Annotated in this window: 10 protein-coding genes and 1 pseudogene; 5 read left to right on the top strand and 6 right to left on the bottom strand. The window is 66.0% G+C overall.

Annotated features, from left to right (window positions below; genetic code table 11):
* From ACJYUO_RS03565 to ACJYUO_RS03575, 3 genes are all read right to left on the bottom strand, one after another.
* Complete coding sequence (locus ACJYUO_RS03565) at positions 1–828, bottom strand: alpha/beta fold hydrolase (RefSeq protein ID WP_494344024.1); 828 nt, start codon at positions 826–828, stop codon at positions 1–3.
* A gap of 148 nt (positions 829–976) precedes the next feature.
* Positions 977–2572 carry a uracil-xanthine permease family protein gene (locus ACJYUO_RS03570; protein ID WP_494344025.1) on the bottom strand — a complete coding sequence of 532 codons (1596 nt, stop codon included), beginning with the start codon at positions 2570–2572 and terminating at the stop codon, positions 977–979.
* 83 nt (positions 2573–2655) lie between these two features.
* A complete protein-coding gene (locus tag ACJYUO_RS03575; protein WP_494344026.1) occupies positions 2656–4902 on the bottom strand; it encodes a VWA domain-containing protein in 2247 nt (748 codons plus the stop codon).
* A 34-nt stretch (positions 4903–4936) separates the two neighbouring features.
* On the opposite strand from ACJYUO_RS03575, the gene cobN reads away from it, so the two are divergent.
* The 4 genes and pseudogenes from cobN to ACJYUO_RS03595 all read left to right on the top strand — a co-directional run bounded on the left by cobN (position 4937) and on the right by ACJYUO_RS03595 (position 11925).
* Positions 4937–8833: a cobaltochelatase subunit CobN gene (gene cobN / locus ACJYUO_RS03580; protein WP_494344027.1), complete on the top strand. Its 3897-nt coding sequence runs from the start codon at positions 4937–4939 to the stop codon at positions 8831–8833.
* Between the two features lie 68 nt (positions 8834–8901).
* Positions 8902–9651: a precorrin-8X methylmutase gene (locus ACJYUO_RS03585; RefSeq protein WP_494344028.1), complete on the top strand. Its 750-nt coding sequence runs from the start codon at positions 8902–8904 to the stop codon at positions 9649–9651.
* The gene (locus ACJYUO_RS03590) at positions 9648–10490 is read left to right on the top strand and encodes a cobalt-precorrin-7 (C(5))-methyltransferase (protein WP_494344029.1); all 843 of its coding nucleotides are present in this window, start codon (positions 9648–9650) and stop codon (positions 10488–10490) included. The genes ACJYUO_RS03585 and ACJYUO_RS03590 overlap by 4 nt, the downstream gene beginning before the upstream one ends.
* A gap of 227 nt (positions 10491–10717) precedes the next feature.
* A pseudogene (locus tag ACJYUO_RS03595) lies at positions 10718–11925 on the top strand (RNA-guided endonuclease InsQ/TnpB family protein).
* 78 nt (positions 11926–12003) lie between these two features.
* Here the strand turns inward: ACJYUO_RS03595 and ACJYUO_RS03600 are convergent.
* From ACJYUO_RS03600 to ACJYUO_RS03610, 3 genes are all read right to left on the bottom strand, one after another.
* Positions 12004–12684, bottom strand: a complete 681-nt coding sequence (locus ACJYUO_RS03600) for a class I SAM-dependent methyltransferase (RefSeq protein WP_494344030.1) — start codon at positions 12682–12684, stop codon at positions 12004–12006.
* A gap of 195 nt (positions 12685–12879) precedes the next feature.
* Entirely contained in the window at positions 12880–13047 is a 168-nt protein-coding gene (locus ACJYUO_RS03605; RefSeq protein WP_494344031.1) for a hypothetical protein, read from the bottom strand.
* A gap of 69 nt (positions 13048–13116) precedes the next feature.
* Positions 13117–13677, bottom strand: coding sequence for a DUF1802 family protein (locus ACJYUO_RS03610; protein ID WP_494344032.1), 561 nt, complete (start codon positions 13675–13677; stop codon positions 13117–13119).
* A 236-nt stretch (positions 13678–13913) separates the two neighbouring features.
* On the opposite strand from ACJYUO_RS03610, the gene ACJYUO_RS03615 reads away from it, so the two are divergent.
* Entirely contained in the window at positions 13914–15239 is a 1326-nt protein-coding gene (locus tag ACJYUO_RS03615; protein ID WP_494344033.1) for a cobyrinic acid a,c-diamide synthase, read from the top strand.
* Positions 15240–15254 lie beyond the last annotated feature (15 nt).

A 15254-nucleotide genomic window follows, 5' to 3' on the forward strand; every position in this document is an offset into this window, starting at 1 on the left:
CTACGTCGCGGGCAGGGCTGCGAGAAAGTCCGCCGCCGCCGAGTTGAACGCCCGCGGTCGGTCCTGATTGACGAGGTGGCCCGAGTCGGCGAGTTCTAGCCGATCACCGTCGGCGACCGCCGAGGCGATCTGGTGGCCCTGTCGCTTGACCAGCGGGGCCTCCTGTTCGCCGTGGATCACGAGCGTCGGCGTCTCGAGGCCGGTTAGCTCGGGCGGTTCGTACCGGTAGAGCGCGCCGAAGATCTTGCGGAACTCCGCCGCCGGGATGTCGCCGACGTCTTCGATCGCCGCGGCTCTGGTCTCGGGGTCGACCGACAGCCACCGCTCGCCGGTCGTCGCCTGAATCGACTGCAACATCGATCGGAAGGTCCCCTTCGAGCCGGTCACCGACAGCGATGCCGACATCGCCGGCAGCGGCGACCAGAACGCCTTCATCTCCTGTGGCAACTCTACCGGCGGCATCGACCGCACCGCGCCGCCTAAAATCGCTCCCGCCGCGTCGTCGGGATGGCGAGTCACGTACTCTTGGACGACCATCGATCCCAACGAGAGCCCACAGAGGATCGGTCGCTCGATCTCGAGTGCCGAGAGTAGGGCCTCGAGGTCGTCCGTAAAGAGGCCGATCGAGTACCGGTCCGGCTCCGTCGCGCCGGTGTCGCCGTGACCCCGCACGTCGAGTGTGACGACGCGGTAGTCGTCGGCGAAGTGCTCGACCTGGGGCTCCCACGCTGTGCCGTTCATCCAGCCGCCGTGGACGAACACCAGCGGTGGGCCCGTCCCGCTCGTCTCGTAGTGAATGGTCCCGTCCGCGAGTTCGAGTGCTGCCATACGCTCACTGGGGCCCGTGCGCTCTTAGAACGAGCGGTTGCCTTCACCCGGCGTGAAAATCACTCGAGCTGATTCGACTCCGACTTGATCGACGCGGTTCGTCTCGAGTCACGACAGTTGGCGGGTTGTTCCTGCCACCGATCCGCAGTCAGTCCTCGCCGCTGGCTTTGGCTTCGGTCCCGATCCAGCGGTCCCAGAACGATTCGAACTCCGACTCGTCTTCGGTGAGCCGGTTCCACTCCGCGAGGCCGCGTTCCTCGCGGGTACCCGGGATCGTATTGTCGAGGACGAGCGCCGCGAGCCCGCCGACGGCCATCCCGGTCGAGCCGATGATGAAGACGGTGTCGACGACGGCCTGTGCGGCGGCTTCGATCGGCCCCGCAGCGGCCGTCCCCGCGACCCCGAGCGCCGTGAGCAGCGAGTCGATTCCGGCCTCGAGGCCGGCCGCCTCTCGGAACGCGATCGTGCTCTCGAAGTTGCCCATGTACGCCGGGATCGCCAGCCCGACGAAGAGCGCAAAGCCGATGACGAAGGTGTTGCGCGAGGAGTCGAGATCGACGTGGCGCAGATTCGAGATCCCGACGGCGACGATCTGCCCGAACATAGCGATGAAGAGGCCGCCGACGATCGGGTCCGGAATCGTCGCGATTAGCTGACCGAAGTAGCCGATGAAGCCGACGAACAGCATGATCACCGCCCCGATCTGGACGACGTATCTCGAGGCGACGCCGGTCAGTCCGATCGCGCCGATGTTCTCGGAGTAGGAGGTCGAGCCGGCGGTGCCCATCACGCCCGAGAAGACGTTCATCAGTCCCTCCATCCCGATACCGTGGTTGATCCGCTTCCCGCTCGGAGCGCCGGAGCCGGTGATGTTCGCCACCGCGTAGTAGTCGCCGATGCTCTCGACGATCGAGGCCAATACCCCGGCGAACATCCCGACGACGAAAGCGGTTGTCACTTGCGGGGTTCCCCACTGGAAGGGGTAGATCGGCAGCAGTGCCCGGGTGTCGGTGACCTGTCCGAGTTCGACGTACCCCGGATGGCCCCCGCCGATCACGCCGAACACCGACAATGTGGCGGCGACGATCCACGCGATGATCAGTGCCAGAATGACCGGATAGAGCCGGAACGCCCTGTGTTTGACGTCGAGGTACTGCGAGAACAGCAGAATGAGGCCGAGCGTGAGCCCGAGCAGCCACCAGCTCTGGTTTGCCATCGTAATCTGCGGTGCGCTGAACAGCGATAGGCCGATCAGCGCGATCGTGGGCGCGATGACGACCGGCGAGAGGAACCGGCGGAGTTTGCCGACCAGCCCGAAATACCCCATCGCGACTTCGACCACCGCGGCGACGATGATCGCCCCCTGTAACTGCACCAGTGCGGTCTCCCAGCCCGACCCGCCCGAGACGCCGCCGGCGGTGACGACGCCGACGATCGCCAGCGCCGGCGCGAGCATGGAAAACGGCGCGCCCTGAACGATCGGATACCGGTTTCCGAACGTCGTCTGGGCCAGCGTCGCGATCCCCGAGACGACGAAGAACGTGCCGATGAATCGAGCCGTCACGCTGGGCGGCATCTCCATCGCTCCCGCGAGTATCAGCGGCACCGCGATGTTCGCGCCGACCATCGTCAGGTAGTGCTGAATCCCCAACACCATCGATTCGCCCAGCGGCGGCTGTTCGTCGATCCCGTATTCGATGCCGTCACCGACGGATTCGTCGGCGACTGGCTCGTCCCCCGTCATCGATTCTCGTCGGATAACGACCGAGGGTGTTCAAAGGGGTGTTGGTCCGCCCTCGCGCCCGGCGTCGACCACCCTCGAGCGAACTACCGCTGTGTCTCCTCGGCCGCTCGCTCGGCGGCCATCCGCACCGTGCCGACCGACAGCGAAGCGAGGTCGACCAGTTCGCCCTCGGTTTCGCCGGCGACCAGTTCCGAGAGCCCGGCTCGAGAGTCGTCGCCCGCGTCGACAACGACGACTCGAGTATCACTCGTTGCGAGCGCTCGCGCCGCGGCCCGGGTCGCCTCGGTCGGGCTCCCGTCGGCGACGTTCGCCCGCCCGTCGGTCACGAGGACGACGACCGAAGTGTCGGTCTCGGCCCGCTCGAGCACTCGTCTCGCAGTCTCGAGGCCGGCCGGAAGCGGCGTTCGATCGCCCGAGGGGAGGTTTTTGAGATGGCGAGCGGCCAGCGAGACGCTGTCGGTTGGGGGGAGCAAGACGTCGGCGTCCTCCCCGGCGAAGGCGACGAACGCGACCTGATCGCGGTGTTCGTAGCTGTCGCGCAGCAGTTCGAGGACGACGCCTTTCGCAGTGCGCATCGCCGGGCGCATCGAGGCGCTGGCGTCGACGGCGAAGACGATCGTCACCGACGTGTCGCCGGTGCGTACTGATTGCCGTAGATCTCGCTCCTCGACGCGGGACTCGCCTCGAGCGGCGGCCGATCGGACCGACGCCGCGGCGTCGATCGATCCATCTCCCGAGGCGGGTTCGGTGCGGACCCGAGCGCCCCGGTTGTCCGTGCTCGGTGCCGTGCTCGCCCGGGACCCGGTCGCCGTCGCGTTCCCGCTGTGTTCGGCCGTCGGCGTCTCGAGGTCCGGAGCCCGCGCCTCGCCCACGCCGGCCCGCTGCTGGCCGGGGACAAGTGGCTGGGCGGTTTCGTCGTCCCCGTCGTCTCCGCCGTCCTCGGACGACTCGTCCGATTCCGACTTCCGCTCGCTCGAGCTGTCGTCCGCCCCGCCGTCGCCGGTCTCGGCGGGCGACTGGTTCGCCGATGCCGGGGCCTCGCCGTCGTCGGGTCGGCGTTCGGGACTCGAGTCGTCACCGGGTTCGGACTCGTTGCCGTCGGAGCTCCCTTCGTTGCTCGACCCGTCTCCGTCCGCGCTCCCATCACCCTTGCTGCCGTCACCGGGTTCGTCCCCGTCGCTGGGTTCCGACTCGGCTTCTTTGTCCGGACGATCCCCATCGTCCTCGCCGTCACCGTCATCCGCGTCGCGCTCGCGGTCTCCGTTTCCCTCGTCCGGCGACTCATCGTCGAACCGGTCCTCGAGCAGGTCGTCCAGATCCGGTTCGTCCTCGAACGGCGTGCTCCGGAGGCGGTGGGGGAGGGCGTAGGTCGCGGCCTCGTGGATATCGGGCTCGATGACCGTCTCGCGCCCCTCGAGCGCGGCCAGCGTCATCGCGGTCCGGGCCGTCGCCACGTCGCCGCGGTGGCCGTCGACGCCGGCCTCGAGACAGAGTTCGGCGATCTCTTCTTTGAATTCGGCAGGGAGGGTGACGTGCGAACGGCGGTCTCGAGCGGCGGCCAGATCGTCGCGAAGGGTGTCGACCTCGTCGGCGTACTCCGTTTGCGGGTCGGGAGCGCTGTCATCGCCAGCGCCGCTATCGGCCTCGAGTGCGCGGTCGATAATTTCGACGCGGTCGTCGATCTCCCGACAGCCCTCGACGCTGGCCTGCAGAGCGAAGCGGTCCCGCAACTGAGGCCGCAGATCGCCCTCTTCGGGGTTCATCGTCCCGATCAGCGTGAACTCGGCGGGGTGGGAGACGCTGACGCCGTCGCGCTCGACGGTGTTGACGCCGCTTGCGGCCGCATCGAGGATGACGTCTACGAGGTGATCGTCGAGCAAATTGACCTCGTCGACGTAGAGGATGCCGCGATTAGCCCGAGCCAGCAGGCCGGGATCGAAGTCGGCCTCGCCGGCCAGCGCGTCCTCGACCGAGAGGGTGCCGACGACCCGATCGCGGGTCGCGCCGAGCGGGAGGGTCACGAGGGGAACCGGTCTCGTCTCGATTGGCAGGTCGTCGGAATCGCGATCCCGACAGTCCGCACACTGCAGGTCGGGGTCGTCGGGCGAACAGCCGTATGGGCAGTCCGCGACGGCTCGCTGCTCGGGCAGGAGATCGACGAGCGCCCGAACGGCGGTCGACTTCGCGGTGCCTTTCTCGCCGACGATCAGGGCTCCGTCGAGGCCGTCGTCGGCTGCGACGGCGAGCAGCACGCGCTTTAACTCGTCCTGTCCGACGATCGCCGGAAAGGGGAGTGACGACAGCTTTTTGCCCCCGGCGTTTGCAACCATACTTGAGCTAATACAATAGAGGTTTAAAAGTACGATGACACGGATCGGGATCTACACCGCGACGGAGAACGAACTCGGCTCGATCGGCCGGGCCGCACAGCGCCTCGAGGGCGTCGAGCTGGTCGTCCGCTCGGAGAGCGACCTCGAGGACGAGGCCGACGTCGAGGAGTTCGTCGAGGAATTGCACGACGCCGCGGCGGCGATTCTTTGGCTGCACGGGGCCGAAGACAGCATGCCCGGCTACGACTACGCGACGGGCGCGCTCGAGGAGGCCGGCGTCCCGCTGGTCGTCAAGGCGACCGGCGACGCCTACGCCGTCGAGGACACGACGGTCTCGGCCGAACACCGCGACCTGACCTACGACTATCTGGAGAAAGGCGGCACGGTCAACGTCGCGAACCTGTGTCGCTTCCTCGCCGCCGAGTACGAGGGGCGGGACCTCGCGTACGACGAGCCGACCGAACTCCCCACCGAGGGCGTCTACCATCCCGACCATCCGGGCATCGGATACGAGGATCTGCTCGCGACTCACGACCCGGACAAGCCGACGGTCGCGGTCTGGTTCTACGAGTCACACTGGACCCACGAGAACACTCGGTACGTCGACGCACAGGTCCGCGCGCTCGAGGAACAGGGGGCCAATGCCCTGCCGATCTTCTGTAATCCGGCAACGGACACCGACGAGCAGGAAGACGCGGAGTGGGTGACCGACAACTGGCTCCTAAACGACGCGGGCGAGCCGCTCGTCGACGCCGTGCTCTCTTCGTTTATGTTCTCTCTCTCGATGGACGAGCGCGGCCGCAGCGCCGACGACGAGGGCAGTAGTGCAGAAGACGTTTTCCTCGACCGCCTCGGCGTCCCGGTCCTCCAGACAGTCACCACGATGCGCTCCCGATCGCGGTACGAATCCAGCGACACGGGCGTGATGGGCTTCGAACTCGCCCTCTCCGTGGCGCTGCCGGAGTTCGACGGGAACGTCATCACCCACCCGATTTCCGGCAAGGAACGCACTGACGACGAGGCCGGTATCGGCTCCGCGCCGAAACATCACTTCCCGATCGAGGATCGGATCGACCACGCGACCCGGCTGGCGGTCAACTGGGCCGAACTGCGCCACACTCCGAACGAGGACAAGCAGATCGCCGTCGTCCTTCACAACTACCCGCCCAGCGACGACGGGATCGGCACCGCCTTTGGCCTCGATTCGCCCGAATCGACCGTCAACCTGCTCGAGGAACTCGAGGCCCGGGGCTACGATTTAGGCGACGACATGCCGGACAGCGGGCAGTCGCTGGTCGAGACACTCACCGCTCAGCTCACGCTCGAGGACCGCTGGGTTGCACCGGAGGACGTTCGCGACCTCTCCGTCGACGTCGTCTCTCCGGATACCTACGAAGAGTGGTTCGCCGACACCGACGAGCGCTTTCAGGAAAATATCATCGAAGAGTGGGGCGAGGTCCCCGACCGGCCGTTCGCGATTCCGGGCGTCGAGTTCGGCAACGTCCTCGTCACGGTCCAGCCCCCGCGCGGGTTCGGGATGGACCCTTCGAAGGTCTACCACGACTCCGATCTCCAGCCGCCACATGACTACTTCGCCTTCTACGGCTGGCTCCGGAACGCCTTCGAGACCGACGCGGTCGTCCATCTGGGCACCCACGGCAGCCTCGAGTGGCTCCCCGGGAAAACCGTCGGGCTGAACGGCGAGAGCGCGCCGGATCAGCTGATCGACGACATCCCGAACGTCTACCCCTACATCGTCAACAACCCCGGCGAGGGGACACAGGCAAAGCGCCGCTCGTATGCGGCGATCGTCGACTATCTGACCCCCGTCATGCGGAACGCGGGCACCTACGACGAGTTATCGGAACTCGAGGAACTCGCCAACCAGTACCGCGAGGCCGGGATGGAGGACGCCCGCGCCGACGACGGCGAGCACCTCGCGGACCTCATGCGGGAGAAAGTCGAAGAACTCGATCTCGCCGTCGAACTCGGTATCTCGGGCACCATCGACGAGAAGGCAGACGTTCGCGGCCCCGACGAGGCCGGCTCGAGCCTCGCGGAAGGCGAGGTGACCGGAGACGAGGTCGACATCGACGAACTGGTCGAGCGCATCCACGAGTACCTCACGGACGTGAAGACGACCCAGATCCGCCTCGGGCTGCACACCATGTCCGAGCCGCCCGAAGGCGAGCGCTTGACGGAGTATCTGGTCGCGCTCACGCGACTCGAGAACCCCGGCGCGCCGAGCCTGCGCGAGAGCGTGGCCGGCGCGCTCGGCGTCGACTATCAAACGATGCTCGACTCGCCCGGCGAGTACGCCGCGGACCTCGGGATGACCTACGCCGAGGCCGCGGACATCGTCTACGAGACCAGCGTCGACCTGATCGAGACGCTCGCCGACCACGACTTCGACATCCCCGTCTCCGAGCGCGAGGCCGGCCCCGACGACGAGGTGAACATGAATCTGCTCGTCGTCGACCTCGAGACCATCGGGGACGGGCGCGCGAAGTCGGGTGCCCACAACGACCTGCGGAAGGCGCTGGCCTACATCTGCGAGGAGGCCCAGCCCCGCGTGCAGGGGGCCGAAGACGAGATTCCCCGGACCGCGGACGCCCTCTCGGGCGAGTACGTGCCGCCGGGCGGCTCGGGCGCGCCGACCCGCGGCGGCGTCGACCTGCTGCCGACCGCGCGGAACTTCTACACGCTGGACCCGCGGAAGGTCCCCGCGAAAGCCGCGTGGCAGGTCGGGAGCGAAGTGGCGGAGGGGGTGCTCGAGCGCCACCACTCGGAGAACGGCGAGTACCCCGAAGAGATCGGCGTGGTCGCGTGGGGGACCCCGACGGTACGCACCCGCGGCGAGACCATCGCACAGGTCCTCGCGATGATGGGCGTCGAACCGCAGTGGACCGACGCCGGCCGGATCGACGATGTCGAGCCGATCCCGCTCGAGGACCTCGATCGGCCGCGAGTCGACGTGACGACCCGCGTCTCGGGACTGTTTCGCGACGCCTTCCCCGCCGCCGCGGGTGTCATCCACGACGCCGTCGACGCCGTCGTCGACCTCGACGAACCGCTCGAGATGAACTACGTGAAGAAACACGTCGAGGAAGAGCAGGCGGAACTCGAGGCCGAGGAAGGGCTCGACGAATCCGACGCCCGCAAGGCGGCCAAACACCGCGTCTTCACGACCCGACCCGGCGGCTACGGTGCCGGGACGAACAAGGCCGTCGACGAGGGCAACTGGGACGACCGGTCCGACCTCGCCTCCGTCTACGTCCAGTGGGGCGGCTACGCCATGGGCTCGCGCGGTCGGGTTTCCGACGCCCACGACGCCTTCGAACGCCGCCTCTCGAGTGTCGATGCTACCGTCAAGATCGAGGACACGATGGAACAGGACGAGTTCGACTCCTCGGACTGGTATGCCTTCCACGGCGGGTTCATCTCCGCAGTGTCCGAAATTTCGGGCGAGGAACCGGCCTCCTACGTCGGCGACTCCTCGGACCCCGACAACGTGGACGTCTACACGAACGAGGAGAAGGTCCGCAAGGCGATGCGCTCGCGCGTGTTGAATCCCGACTGGCTCGAGTCGATGGAAGAACACGGCTACAAGGGCGCGGGCGACCTCTCGACGACCGTCGACGTGACGCTGGGCTGGGACGCGACGACCGGGGTCGTCTCGGACACCCTCTGGGCGGAAGTCGCCGAGAAGTTCGCCTTCGACGACGCTCGGCAAGAATGGATGCGCGACGTGAATCCGTGGGCGCTCGAGTCGATCACGGACACCTTACTCGAGGCGATCGACCGCGATCTGTGGGACGCCGACGACGAGACGATCGACCGACTTCGCGACCTGAACCTCGAGGTAGAAGGCGACCTCGAAGCGCGGACGACTAACGATGCGGTGGGCGCGGAGGTGTCCACCGATGACTGAGCGATCCGCAGCGACAAGCGAACGAGTTCGGACGAGAACCGACATGCGAACCTCGGAGAGTGAGAGCCATGAGTGATAGTCAGGAGTTCGAGAAGGAGTACGCCGATTTAGGCGCGACGACACAGAACGCGATGGACATCGCGGAGACGAGCATGGATATCGTCCGCCAGTTCGTCCCCGACGAGACGCTGGCCGACCGCGTGCGACAGAAATCGGTCCACTCGATGGGCGACATCGAGTTCCAGCACCTGATCGAGTTCACTGGGGGCGACGACCTCGGCGACGACGAGGACGCGCCGGTTCGGGCCGGCGCTCGAGCCGTCCTCGACGAGGCCACGATCGTCACGGACATCACGATGTCGAAGGCCGGGATCACCGGCCGCGGCCACAACTGCGAGAAGCGCAAGGCGATCGGCAACGGTGCCGAACTGGCCGAAGAGACGGGAATGACCCGGACGGCGGCTTCGGTGCTCGAACTCGACAAACAGGGCGTCTACGACGGCGCGATCGCGACGATCGGGAACGCCCCGACCGCCGCCTTCGCGCTGGCGGACTGCATCGAGGACGGGACCCGGCCGGCCGCCATCGTCGCGACCCCGGTCGGCTTCGTCAAGGCCGAGGAGAGCCGCCAACGCATTCGCGAGATCAGTGAGGAATACGACGTGCCCGCGATCACGAACGTCGGCCGGCGCGGCGGGAGTGGCCTCGCCGCGGCGCTAACGAACGAACTGATCCACGTCGCGAAAGACGTTCGGACCGACGAGATCGATCTCGAGATGGACGCGGAGACGCGGGCCGCAGACGGCCGGAACCGATGAGCGGCGAGTACGACCTCGAGAGCGGGCCGGATCCGGCGACATTCGCGGCGGGAGCCGCGGAGACGGACATCGAGGAAGAAACGGACGAGCCCGTCTATGCCGTCGGCGTCGGCCCGGGCAATCAAGAGTATCTCACTCCGCGAGGCCGGCGGGCGATTCGGGAGGCCGACGTCGTCGTCGGCTTCACTACCGTCGTGGAGTTCGTCGCGGACCTGACCGACGCCGACCTGCTGACGTGTGGTTACAAGGACGAGGCCGACGCACTCGAGGCCTTCGGCGAGCGCGTCGCGGCCGGCGAGTCAGGGACCGCCGTGGCGATGGGCGACCCGAACCACTCGGGATACCAGTTCGTCGGGAAGGTCCAAGACGCCGTGGAACGCTGTTCCACGAGCCCTGACTCGCAGGCTCGTCAGGATGCAGTCGAGCGTGAGGATCCCGAGGTACCGGTCCGCGTGATCCCCGGCATCTCCTCGATTCAGATGGCCGCGAGCCGCGCCCGGACGCCGATGGAGGACACCGAGTTCGTCACGCTGCACAAGAGCGGCGACCTCGAGGCCGACATGGACCGACTCGCGAGGGCGGCGACGGACGACGAACGGCACCTGCTCGTGCTTCCCCGTCCCTACGACCGGATGCCCGGCTACCTCGCCGAGTTCCTGCTCGAGGAAGGCGCAGATCCGGATCTCGAGGCGCTGGTACTCGAGAAGTTAACCCACGACGACGAGCAAATCCATCGGTTCACGCTGGCCGAACTGTCCGAACACGCCGGCGGGACCGGACGGGAGGACACGCCGTTTTCGGATCTGGTCGTGCTCGCGGTTCGGCAACCGGTCGCGTAGCCGAACGGCAGCACGGATCGATCACGGGTATCGCAGGCGATCTCTCCGTCGTCTCCGTTCGGTCTCCGCTATCGTCTCACCAGAATACCGAGGTGGATGCCCCTCAAGGAGCGAACGTAGTGAGCGAGTAGAGCGGGGAGGAAATCGACAGCACCTACCACAGCCTACGAACAACAGCAACCAGACTCCCAATTATTAAATAACTGCCCCACAATATGTGAAATATAGTGGAGTGCCGTCGTACCGCCGTTATCAAGCTCGACACACCCGATGGAGCCGATTCGCTCCTTCGAGAGACTGTCGAACAGTTCAAACACTGCGCCAACACCGCGAGCGAGTGGTGCTGGCACGGCGACGATGGCTACCACGTCACCTCGAAAGCCAAGGCCGAACGCGCACTCTACGACCGCCTTCGCGACGAGACCGAACTTACCGCGAACCTCGTGCAGAAAGGCATTCGGCGGGCCGTCGAGGCCATCAAAAGTGGGGTGAGCCGGCTCGAACGCGGGGAACCCACGTCTCGACCCAGTTTTCGGCTGACAGTGTTGTCTACGACAACCGGAGTGCGACGTTCCACCGCGATCACGTCTCACTCTCGACCCCCGATGGTCGTGTCGAGTGCGATTACATCCTTCCAGACGGATCGGAGACGCCCCCGACGAAGTACGTCTCCGATGATGACTACGAGTTTCGGATGGGCCATCTCCAGTACCGCGATGGTGACTGGTATCTCCACGCATCGATGCGGAAAGTCGAGGAAGACGCCGAACCCGATACTGAGCACAGAACAGTCCTTGGTGTCGATCTGGGTGTCAACAATATCGCTGTCGCCTCAACGGGCACGTTCTGGAGTGCGGACGAGTTCAACCACTGGAATCGAGAGTACGAGCAACGACGTGGTTCGCTCGGCCAGTGTGGATCACGAGCAGCCCACGAGAACATCCAGTGTGTTGGTCGGAAGGCGGATGGACGCTTCAGCATCCACCTGCACACGATTGCGAACAACCTCATCCAGGAGGCCATCGAGAACGAGTGTTCGCACATTGTGTTCGAGGACCTAACCCACATCAGGGAGAACCTCCCCGAGGCGACGTGGCAACACCGCTGGGCGTTCCGACGCTTGTACGGGTACGTCGAGTACAAGGCAGACGAATACGGCCTGGAGGTGGTCCAGGTGGATCCGCGCAACACGTCGAAGCGATGTTCGACGTGCGGGTTTACCCACGACGAGAACCGCCACCAAGAGTCATTCGAGTGCCAGCAGTGTGGGTACGAGAACCACGCCGACTACAATGCCTCGAAGAACATCGGCTTGCAGTATCTCCGTCGTCGGCAAAACGCAGACGATGGAGGCGCACCCGTAGACGTGCGCTTGAATCGCGGGACGCTGAACGTGAGTGGGGACTATGTACCCCCTGCCTCTGTTGAGGCATAGAACGGGAGTCCATGCGAAAGCCCCGCCCTCAACGAGCGAGCGGGTCAGTAGACCCTGAGCGAAGTAGGGTGGGGTAGTTTACTCCGGAACGTCGCCGGCGACGACGTACTGCTCGTAATTCGGCTCTTCGCCCCAGAGGACCGACTCCATCAGCGGCTCGTATTCGACCCGCTCGAGTCCGTGTTCTTCGAGTGCGTCGACCAGCGCTTCGGGCGGGCGGCCGTCGTACAGCGGCAACTCGTCGTGGATGTCTTCGTAGCCGTCGAACGGCTCCTCGAAGTCCCAGTGGCCCTCGATCAGGACGATCCGGCCGCCCGGACGGACGATCCGTTGCCATTCCCGAAGCGCCGCCGACGGATTCGGAAGCGTCCAGATGAGGTGCCGAGCCGTCAGCATGTCGTACGTATTCTCGGGATCCGAGATCGATTCCGCGTCCCCGTTTCGGAACTCGACCGACCGGTCGCGCTCGCGGGCTTTCGCTCGAGCGCGCTCGAGCATGTCTGTCGAGAGGTCAACACCGGAGACCTCGTGACCGAGTTCGGCCAGCATCAGCGAGATGACGCCCGTTCCACAGCCGACATCGAGAATCCGCTGGGGTGAGTCACCGTCACCGAACCAGTCCCGAAGGATCGACAACCAAGCCTCGCGCTGCTCGTCGCTGTGTACGGCGTGGTGGCTGTCTCCGTCGTACGATTCCGCGCGGTCGTTCCAGTACTGCTGGACGCGGTCTTTGACGGCCTCTTCATCTGGATCCGTCACGACTGTTTCCTCCTCCGATCCGCGGATCGATGTGACCCGAAGCAACGGTCTTCGAATTTCATTGTTCGCTGCACTTATCGGGTGAAGAAAATAACTGTTTCGCGAACGGGGAACGGATTCTACGCGTGCCCGCAAACGACTGTGTCTGCGACCGGCGGCTACGGCGCAGTCAGGGACGGCGACCGATGGCCCCGGTCACTCGTCTTGCTCGTACTCCCGAAGAACAGTCGAGACGGTGTTCTCGACCTCTTCGAGCGCGACGGAATGGGTCTTCCGCAGGTCCTCGTCGTCCCGTGTCTCTCCCAAGTGTCTGAGCGCCTCGCGGAGGTGTCGTTCGGTATCGGATCCTGTGTCTTCGGTCATCGTTCGAGCGGCGAACCGTACCCGACTCGAGCGGTTAAGTTCGTCGGTGGTCAGAACCCCGAACGGACATTACTCGAGCGCGTCTCGAACCGCCGCCCGCCGTTCGGCGAAGGTTGCGTCGTCTAGGACGGGCACGGCTGCGTCGGGGTCGACAGCCACCTCGTCGGCCAGTTCGATCCACGCACGGCACCCACGGTAGCTCCCGCGCTCCTCGATGAGTCGCGGCGACTCGAGTTCGCGCACCCGGAGCAACAGCACCCGCAGATCCTCCTCGAGATCGTATTTGTCCCGCAGGCCGTCGGGCGTGTAGACGTAGTGGCGGGCGAGCGACTCGAGGTCGGCGCTCGAGACGGTGTACTCCGTGCGGACCTCGGCGACGGCGCGGATCGGCACGCCCGCGTTCGGTTTGGTGCTCGCCCGGTGGTAGTAGTCCTCGTTGCCGGGCTGATAGCGATCCGGCTCCTGATGGGTGTAGGCCGGATACAGCGCGAACTGCTCGTCGATCGTCCCCGGATCCAGGGTCGGGTGACGAACGAGCACCGTCTGCGCGCCGTCGCACAGGGCGTTGACGACGCCGGCGCGTTCTTTTAGCGCGGGAACTGGGGTCGTCGCAGATTCGAGATCGTTCATACCCCGAGCCAACGGAGAGCAGTTTCAACTGTATTTCGACTGCTCGATCGCCGACTCCGTCTCCGACTCGAGACGACCTGATCCGATCCGGCGGCGGCCAGCGCGAGGGGAATCGCGGTCACCGACGGATTCAAGTCGAATTGTACTAATTCAACTGTAATGAACGTCGTGCGATCTTCGGGTATCGTAGCCGACCGAGTCGGGAAGTGGGGAGAGTGCGTTCCAGAGGGGGACCAATGAAGGGGTTCGTCCTCGGCGGCGTCAGCTCCGGCGTCGGAAAGACGGTCGCGACGCTGTCGATCATTCGGGCGCTCGAGGACGCCGGCCACGAGGTCCAGCCCGCCAAGGCGGGGCCGGACTTCATCGATCCGAGCCACCACGAGGCGATCGCGGGCCGTCCCTCCCGCACCCTCGACCTGTGGCTCTGCGGCGCGGACGGACTGCGACGAAACTACCGGCGCGGTGAGGGTGATCTCTGCGTCGTTGAAGGCGTCATGGGACTGTACGACGGCGACGGCTCGAGCACCGCCATGGTCGCCGAAGCGCTCGACCTGCCGGTCGTCCTCGTGGTCGACGCCAAGGCGGGCATGGAGAGCGTCGCGGCGACCGCGCTGGGATTCAAGGATTACGCCGACACCATCGGTCGCGATATCGAGGTCGCCGGCGTCGTCGCCCAGCGCGCCCACGGCGGCCGCCACGAGCAGGGGATCCGCAACGCACTGCCCGACGATCTCGCGTACTTCGGTCGGATTCCGCCGAACGACGACCTCGAGATTCCCGATCGGCACCTCGGACTTGAAATGGGCGAGGAGGCCGCGCTGCCGACCGCCGCGCTGCGGGAGGCAGCCGAATCGCTCGAGGCCGAGCAACTGGCCGCCATCGCGAGCGAACCGCCGGCAGCCGACTCGCCACCACCGAGCGCCGCGAACTCGGAGCCGGTCGACGCGACGATCGCCGTCGCCAGCGACGCCGCGTTTTGCTTCCGGTATCCTGCGACCATCGAGCGGATTCGGGAGCGGGGCGCGGTCGTCACGTTCTCGCCGGTCGCCGGCGACCCCGTCCCGGATGCCGACGCGGTCTACCTCCCCGGCGGCTATCCCGAACTCCATGCTCCCGAACTCGAGTCGGCCGGCACCCTCGCCGAACTCGGCGACCGCGCCGCCGACGGACTGCCAGTGCTCGGCGAGTGCGGCGGGTTGATGGCCATGAGCCAGTCGCTGACGACGGCCGAAGGCGAGCGCCACGAGATGGCCGGTATTCTCCCCGCAGACGTGACCATGCACGACCGCTATCAGGCGTTAGACCACGTCGAACTCGAGGCCACCGAGGGGACGCTGACCGCCGACGCCGGCGAGACGATTCGGGGCCACGAGTTCCACTACTCGAACGCCGATATCGACGGGGACGCCCGCTTTGCCTTCGAGACGGTACGAGGCGACGGTATCGACGGCGACCACGACGGCCTGACCGAGTACGACTCGCTGGGAACCTACGTTCACGTACACGCTGAAAGCGGGGCGTTCGATCGGTTCCTCGAGGCCGTCGGGACGAGCGAGATATAACAGTCTTCGCGTCTT

The sequence above is a fragment of the Natrinema sp. CRL1 genome, assembly GCF_059162405.1.

Coding starts and splice junctions, on each gene's coding strand:
- ACJYUO_RS03565 (WP_494344024.1), bottom strand. CDS start 828: ATGGCAGCACTCGAACTCGCGGACGGGACCATTCACTACGAGACGAGC.
- ACJYUO_RS03570 (WP_494344025.1), bottom strand. CDS start 2,572: ATGACGGGGGACGAGCCAGTCGCCGACGAATCCGTCGGTGACGGCATC.
- ACJYUO_RS03575 (WP_494344026.1), bottom strand. CDS start 4,902: ATGGTTGCAAACGCCGGGGGCAAAAAGCTGTCGTCACTCCCCTTTCCG.
- cobN (WP_494344027.1), top strand. CDS start 4,937: ATGACACGGATCGGGATCTACACCGCGACGGAGAACGAACTCGGCTCG.
- ACJYUO_RS03585 (WP_494344028.1), top strand. CDS start 8,902: ATGAGTGATAGTCAGGAGTTCGAGAAGGAGTACGCCGATTTAGGCGCG.
- ACJYUO_RS03590 (WP_494344029.1), top strand. CDS start 9,648: ATGAGCGGCGAGTACGACCTCGAGAGCGGGCCGGATCCGGCGACATTC.
- ACJYUO_RS03605 (WP_494344031.1), bottom strand. CDS start 13,047: ATGACCGAAGACACAGGATCCGATACCGAACGACACCTCCGCGAGGCG.
- ACJYUO_RS03610 (WP_494344032.1), bottom strand. CDS start 13,677: ATGAACGATCTCGAATCTGCGACGACCCCAGTTCCCGCGCTAAAAGAA.
- ACJYUO_RS03615 (WP_494344033.1), top strand. CDS start 13,914: ATGAAGGGGTTCGTCCTCGGCGGCGTCAGCTCCGGCGTCGGAAAGACG.